This is a genomic window from Bradyrhizobium sp. AUGA SZCCT0431, assembly GCF_018131065.1.
In the GTDB taxonomy this organism is placed as follows: Bacteria; Pseudomonadota; Alphaproteobacteria; order Rhizobiales; family Xanthobacteraceae; genus Bradyrhizobium.
Genome location: NZ_JAFCLR010000080.1, coordinates 1 through 7048 on the forward strand (window position 1 = coordinate 1; position 7048 = coordinate 7048).

Below are 7048 nucleotides of genomic sequence, written 5' to 3' on the forward strand. Positions count from 1 at the left end.
ACGGCCCATCATGGGTCGACCTCACCGAGAATCGCGTCACCACAACGGAATCACGCCTCGCGGCCTCTCTCAACAGCCTTTTGCAACAAAATCGACCCAAAGCGGACATTGAACGCATCGTCGGTCAGAATCGTCATGTTCGCGGCGGGCGGATTGGGCGACTTCATGAGGCTTGCCTTGTACTCCTCCACCGCCTTGAGCGCCGGTCCGATCACCTACTCGTACATTTCGCCGATGTTGTGTTTTTCGTGCGGGTCCGAGTCGATGTTGAACACCTTGGGATAACCATTCATCGGGCCGCGCTGGTGCCGACGCCTCCCAAAGTGCTCGACGAGCGAAGTGCCGGACCGCACCCAATCGGGACGGGTGCGGCCCGGACGACCTTGGTTTCGCGATGCAATTACGGTTGCTTGGCCGGACCGATCAGTGGCGCACGCACCGGCTTGGCCATGCCGAAGAAGACCACCACACCTTGCCCACCGCAGCGCGTGGAATGACCCTCTGCGGCCTTACCGTAACAAGCAGCAGGGTCTTCCCAGTTGTTGGTTACCCAGACGTCCCCGGCGGGGCCGATCCCGACGTCAACCTGCAACTGCAATCCGCCGCCGACATAGCCGCCCGGAGGCGAAATAGCGTCGCCTGTTTTCAGGCCCGGCGGACAGTTCTCTGTCCGGAAGCCGCACAGCTGCACGATCCCCGCAGAAGAACGAGCGAAGTTCGTAACCCAGATGTTGTCATTCCCATCGACGGAAACCGCCCAAGGGGCATAGATGCCCTTGCCGTAGACTGGCGAGAACTTCGCCTCGGTGCCGTCAGGCTGCAATACCGTGACGCTTCCGCCCTCCCAGCCCGGCTTCTGGTCAAACATAGCGTAGCCCAGGATGTGAGTGAGCCGGGCGGTGGCGTCAGGATCGCCATCGTAATTGACTTTCCCCGCAAGCGCCATTTCCACCACTTTCAGGTGACCGCGCTCGGAATTGCCGAGTTTGTTCGTGACCCAAACGTTGCCGAGACTGTCGACTGCAAGACCGCTTCCGGACCAGCCGGTCTTGAAGGTCTCAGCCTTCGTTGGATCGCCAGCCGGAAAGCGGGTGACGTGATCGCCGAGGATGTTGGAAACCCAGATGTTGTCTTTCTGGTCGATAGCAAGCGCGAAGGGTAGCAGGACCTTACAGGGACTTCTGAGAGGATCGCTACTCGTGCAATGGATTTGTCCCTTGGACGGATCGCCCTTCGGAAGATGAACCAACTGGTTGCCCAACGTGTCCGCGGCCCAGACATCACCGTTGGGCGTGACGATGATGCCTTGCATTTTGCCGAGTTTGCCGCCGAAGGTATAGCCCTCGGGTGGAGAGAGCGGCTTTCCGTTCTTGTCGAACAACACAACGTTATTGTTGCCCGCAAAACTCGTCAGCCATGCATTGTCATTGGCGTCGATGGCCAGCCCGAAACCGGGACCGAGAAGGCCGCCACCGGTGAAGCCGGTGAGAGGGGGCGAGAGCGGTTTGCCATCGGGTGCGAACTTCGAAACGGTGCCCTGCCAGAAGGCATCCAGCGTCTGGGAGCCGGCCTGCATATTGTTGGCGTTCCAGACATTGCCCTGACTGTCAAACATGAGTTTACCGCCAGCGTGATAACCCCCGCCCGTGAACTTGAGCGGCAGGACCCATGCGCTCGGAGCGAACGTCAGATACGGCATAAACGGTGCTGGCCGAAGAGAGGGCAGCTTTCCCGCCCGGACGGGATAGAATTTTTCCAGTAGGGCGAAGATTTTCTCGGGCTGGTACGACGGATACCGCGCAATCGACTGCGCGGCCGTCAGCGTGTCATTAGGGGTGGCCCCCTTTGGCGGGGTGGCCGCGATGTAGAGTTGGGGGCACGCATCCGGCATTACGCGCGTTGCGCATCCGGCTATCACATTGGCCAGTGTTGCAAAGCTGGCAATTGTTGGCGTCTGCGCGCTGTTGAGCGCGTCGGAAATCGCAGCCCCATACCCTCCCGTCGCGAGATCGACAAAGTTGGGCACATTACCGGCGGCGATACACAGTCCGAGCGCGGGTCCCTTAATCGCGGTGCCGTCAATGAACTGATTGTGGGTCCAAACCGAAGCCACAGTCGTAAACTCGTTGATTGTCACCGCGGCTGGAGGCTTATTGCCCAGCACCGCCAAGAACGCGAGACCTGGATTGTCACCACCTTGCGCATTGGCCTTGGGTTGGCCGCCCTTCGCGATGACGTAAAGCGTGGCATTACCGGTCTGACCCGTTGAATTGATCGTAAAGCTTCCGTCAGTGTCGGTGCGGGCCTGACCTAGCTGCTGCGGTGATCCTTCGCTCGCAGCCCAAAGCGTGACCGTCGAATTGGTTATCGGCTGGCCAGCGCTCAGAACTTTGCCGTTAAGTGTCTGCGCGGCAGCGACCCCAACTCCATAAGAGAGCATGCTCCCAGTCAGTAGTATTGAGACAAGCTTCGCTTGGCGTCGTGTGACCATGTTGGCCTCCTCTACTTTGAGAATCGCAAACGTGGGAAAAGTAAATGGGGTAATGAAACATCACTGTCATGGCTTGCTCACGACCGACATGCGCAGCGGCTCCAGGTAGGATGGATCGCGCTCGTCTTCCGGGCTATGCAGTTTCGGCAGAACGACCAATTCTGTCCGAGGGCGTTTATCACGGCGCTCAGCCAGCTAGTGTCAGAATCATGTCGTTTCGACGTTTCGGAATGCCCGCGCCAGAGTTCATTTTGCCAGCAACCAGATTGCGAAGGGCGACAGCGTTCATGGCCACTGAAATCAAGAACGATAACGCGATCAACTTGATCCATTCCAGGTAACTCATGACGAGATGCCTCTTATTGACAGACGCACGCATTTTTCTCTCCAGCGCAATGGGATGCCGACTGTCCATGCACCTGCGAGACACTTCCAATGGCAGAAGTCGCGCGCGTCGCCGGACGCCTTGATCGTGATTTGAGCTGAATTGTGGGACGCATGCTATGCGAACTCGGCAGACGAACTGTCGATCTTCACCAATGCAAATGGTCTCCCGGGATTTGCTTCGCACGCGCTATGCAGTTTCGGCAGAAATCTATCTGTTCAGACTGTTTCGATCGGCGAGCGCCGCAATGTAGTCGACGGCAATTCGCCGAAAACTGTGCGATAGGTCAGGGCAAATCGTCCCAGCTCCCGGAAATGATGGTTTCGAGCAATCTCTGCGACGCTTGTTGTTTCCGGATCGGCACGCTGCAAGGCAGAGTGCGCCAAGTTCAGTCGTCGCAGCAAATGATATCGGCTTGGGCTCATGCCCAAAAAATCAGTGCAGCACGCTCGTAACGTGCGCTCCGGCACACCGACCGCCGAGCAAAGCGCAGGCAGGCCCAGATGCAGGGCACCTTTTGCGTTCAAGACCTCCTCGAACCGGACCATGATATCACTATAGTGCCGCTTCATTTTCGGATTGTCGCTGGTGTCACCGGCCGTCAGGCAAACGACGAGAGCATGGATCAATTCTTGCTCGATAGCCCGCGCGACTTCCGGATTCGCGATCAACTGAGGTTTCGTTTCGACGAGACGGCAGATCTTTGAATGATGTCCTAACAAGCGTCTGGCGACGCTCGGCGAGGGCCGCAGTACTCGACCTTCGGGTGGCGCCACTATGCCGTGGCCAGTAAGGGCGTTGCCGAAAATGGTGAGCTGCTCAAGCGGCAACGATATAAGGCCCCATTGACCTGCTCCGTTGGTTCGCTGATGCGCTCGCTCGCCGCGGCTGTGGAACACGAAATCGCCGACATGCAAACCAATTCCACCATAGGTCAAAATTGCGTTCGCCTTTGTTGGAAATGAAACAAACGTCCGTGCCGGCGACAACGACAAGAAGGCAATACGCGGAACACTTTCGCGCGCATGAAGCACATGAAGGTGACGCAGGTTCAACCACGTCAGGCGAGCATTGAAGTCACCGCCAGCGGTGACTATGAGGTTGAGGGTCATAGCCCCAATTGCGGCGCGGTAGTCGTCCGGGTTGTCAAGCGCGGTTGTGCCGTTCTCCGCCATTCGCTTAATCCTTCGATCTGCGAAGTCATCGCGAACGGCAGGTTGTGGGATCATCTTCGATCCAGCTATGCGACTTCGGCAAGTGGCATCAATTCTCGGCTAGAGAACCGCCCATCTCATCAGGAGCTATTCACCAATGGACGCGCTCTATGAGACCGATCCTCCCCCGATTAAAGACCACGATTGGGCTATTGGACCCCGATTTCTCCGCCTATTACGGATCCGAACAGTTCACCGTGTTCACCGTTGAATCGAGTCATCTGCATGTGCTCGAGAGGAAAATAGTCGGTCAGGCTGGTGTTGATCTTGATGCCTGGAAGCAGCAATCCAAGTTCGAAATCCTTGAGGTTGGCTGCCTGTCGCATAACGTTCTCGCGGGTGAGTTCATCGCCGCACTGCTTGAGTACCTGAACCAGGGTTTGCGCTGTCAAATAGCCGTAAACACTGAACGTGCTCGTTTTATCTCCCTGAGGGAAGTACTTGTCCATAAAGGCGGCCCATTCCTTGATCGCGGGGTCGTCCCTCCAGGTTGGGTCGGTAGGATCCTTAAGGTAGTTTGTGGACAGAATACCTTTTGAGTTGTCAGCGCCGGCCGGCTTGAGCACGGAACCGACCGAGTTCGAGATGCTGGCTAGGAACATGGTAGGTTTCCAGCCGATCTCCGCCGCCTTCCTGATCGCCTGAGCTGCAAATTTTGGCGAAGCATGATTAAAAAAGACATCGGCGCCCAGCGTCTTGAGCGTGACGATCTGACGATCGACAGTAGGATCGGTGGGTTCGTAGGGGATTTCGCCAACGATCATGCGTTGGGTTGCCTCGGCGCCGAGGCCATCCTTGAGACCCTTGAGATAGTCGCGACCCGAATCTTCGTTTTGATAGAGAATCCCAATCTTGCCCTGCGGCAGGTGCTGCAGAATGTATTTTGCGTAGATTCGTCCCTCGGTCTGAAAGGTTGGTTGCCAACCCATTGTCCAAGGAAAATTCTTTGGATCACCGAACTTGGTGGCCGGAAGCAACGAAGAGCTGCGGCACCTTCTTTTCATTCAGATATTTCTGAATGGCGTTGTTGGTTGGCGTGCCGAGGCTCTGGAATATCAGCAACACCTCGTCGCTTTCCACAAGCTTGCGCGCCTGCTCTACGGTCTTCGCGGGGCTGAAGCTATCGTCATAGGAAATGAATTTGACCTTTCGCCCATTGATCCCGCCCTCGGCGTTGAGCTTCTTGAAGAAGGCTTCCTGCGTCCGACCAACCAGCGCGTAGGCTGAGAGCGGCCCGCTGTACGGCATGATATTGCCGATCTTGATCTCCCTGTCGGTGGCGCCGAGGTCGTATTTCTTCTGCGCCGCGGCTGGACATATGCCTACCGAAAGGCCCAAGACGATAGACGCCACTAGAACGCCGCCTGTCTGTGCCATGTTTGACATCCCAGATATCCCGCCGATGGAAATCAATCGCATTGCTTTTCGTGATAGTATGTCCGGGTATAGCAAGAAATTGGAAGGAAGTTATCGTAGGTTTTTCGCGTCACGGACAATTGTCACATAACTGCCCCTTGATCGGCAGGCATAAGGATGTGAAATTGTGCAATTATCTCCTACCATTCTGTCACTAGTCACGCCCACTCTCGACGACAGCATGATTCCGGTCTTTGATGTTCAGTAGGCCAAGCAAAGCAAGCGCGGAGAACGACATTGGCTTGGAGCAGGGTTCTCACTTTTGATGATCCGCTTCCTTATCAGTCCGCTATTCGGGCTGCAGATGTCGACGTTTATCCTACGGAACGCGGCGGATTCCATTCGGAACTGACACAAATCGTTCTGAATCAGCTGTGGATGCAGCGCTTTGACGAGAAACTGCCTCGGGTTTTCACGAGCGGGCTAAGACCCGGTCGCACGGTCGTAGCCTTTCTCGCTCATGAGAATCAGCCCGCGATGCGACATTGCGGTATGGATGTTTCGCCTCTGGACCTTATCGTTATTGGCCACGACGAGATACACCAACGCACCAAGGCTGGCTCACATTGTGCGGCGATGGGTCTGCCGACGGATGATTTCTATGCTGCTTACAAAGCACTCGTGGGTCGCGAGCTCATGTCTTCGCCCTTCACGCATCTTATTAGGTCAAACCATGCGCTGATGTCGGGGCTGATTGAACTCCACAAGACCGCCGCACAAATGGCCAAAACCACTCCGAGCCTTTTTGAGTTGCCTGAAGTGGTCCGAAATCTGGAACAAAAGCTGATTCACGCGATGATTAGTTGCCTTGCGGAAGGTGCTCCCTTGCAAATGAGCGTCCGTGCCCGTCGCTCCGATGCGATCGTCGGCCGGCTTGAAGAATTTCTGGAAGCGAACCCCGATCGGCCATTATATTTGGTGGAGATTTGCGGAGCCATCGGGGTCCCGGAGCGAACGCTCCGCTTCGCTTGCGAAGAACATCTGGGAATGGGTCCGATCCGCTTTCTCTCGTTGCGAAGAATGCATCTTGTCCGGCGCGCGCTATTGCTGGCAGATTGTCGTTCAACTACAGTCACGCGACTTGCTACCGATTATGGCTTCTGGGAATTGGGGCGTTTTGCGGTTGCCTACCGCGCATTGTTTGGCGAGTCGCCGTCGGCGACACTGCAGCGACCGCCGAGTGAACTCCTAATGGCCCTAAACCGTCCCACGTCGCTTGAAAACTCGGAATTTGCATAGTTCGGCTGGCCACTACCCGAGGACCGGTCGCGGCGTGACCGAGATTGATGGGCAGCGTTAGCGTCTCAACGAGACCGCGACGATAGTCGCGAGGCCCACTTCTGCTCTTGGCATCCTTGCGGACCTTCAGCAATGTCCGCGCGCTATGGGCCGCAATCGAAGGGTAAACTGGACGTCAGACGAGAGACGTTGCCACGTCCGCTCCTGGCTGATTTTGTTGCAAAAGTCGGTTGAGGCAAGCCACGAACCGTGATTCCGTTACGTTGACGCGATTCTCGGTGAGGTCGACCCATGATGGGCCGC

The 7048-nt window shown here is 56.5% G+C and carries 5 protein-coding genes and 1 pseudogene; 1 reads left to right on the forward strand and 5 read right to left on the reverse strand.

What is annotated here, in order from left to right; translation table 11 throughout:
- Positions 1-50: 50 nt before the first annotated feature.
- From JQ567_RS37575 to JQ567_RS37595, 5 genes and pseudogenes are all read right to left on the reverse strand, one after another.
- Positions 51-215 carry a hypothetical protein gene (locus tag JQ567_RS37575; RefSeq protein ID WP_212443484.1) on the reverse strand — a complete coding sequence of 55 codons (165 nt, stop codon included), beginning with the start codon at positions 213-215 and terminating at the stop codon, positions 51-53.
- Positions 216-400: 185 nt separating this feature from the next.
- Positions 401-2491 carry a hypothetical protein gene (locus JQ567_RS37580; RefSeq protein WP_212443485.1) on the reverse strand — a complete coding sequence of 697 codons (2091 nt, stop codon included), beginning with the start codon at positions 2489-2491 and terminating at the stop codon, positions 401-403.
- 187 nt (positions 2492-2678) lie between these two features.
- Positions 2679-2837, reverse strand: coding sequence for a hypothetical protein (locus JQ567_RS37585; RefSeq protein WP_212443486.1), 159 nt, complete (start codon positions 2835-2837; stop codon positions 2679-2681).
- A 257-nt stretch (positions 2838-3094) separates the two neighbouring features.
- On the reverse strand, positions 3095-4051 hold the full coding sequence (locus JQ567_RS37590; protein WP_212443487.1) for a helix-turn-helix domain-containing protein: 957 nt from the start codon (positions 4049-4051) through the stop codon (positions 3095-3097).
- 188 nt (positions 4052-4239) lie between these two features.
- Positions 4240-5467: pseudogene (locus JQ567_RS37595) on the reverse strand (ABC transporter substrate-binding protein).
- A gap of 276 nt (positions 5468-5743) precedes the next feature.
- Between JQ567_RS37595 and JQ567_RS37600 the strand changes: the two are divergent.
- Positions 5744-6745 carry a helix-turn-helix domain-containing protein gene (locus tag JQ567_RS37600; protein WP_212443488.1) on the forward strand — a complete coding sequence of 334 codons (1002 nt, stop codon included), beginning with the start codon at positions 5744-5746 and terminating at the stop codon, positions 6743-6745.
- Positions 6746-7048 lie beyond the last annotated feature (303 nt).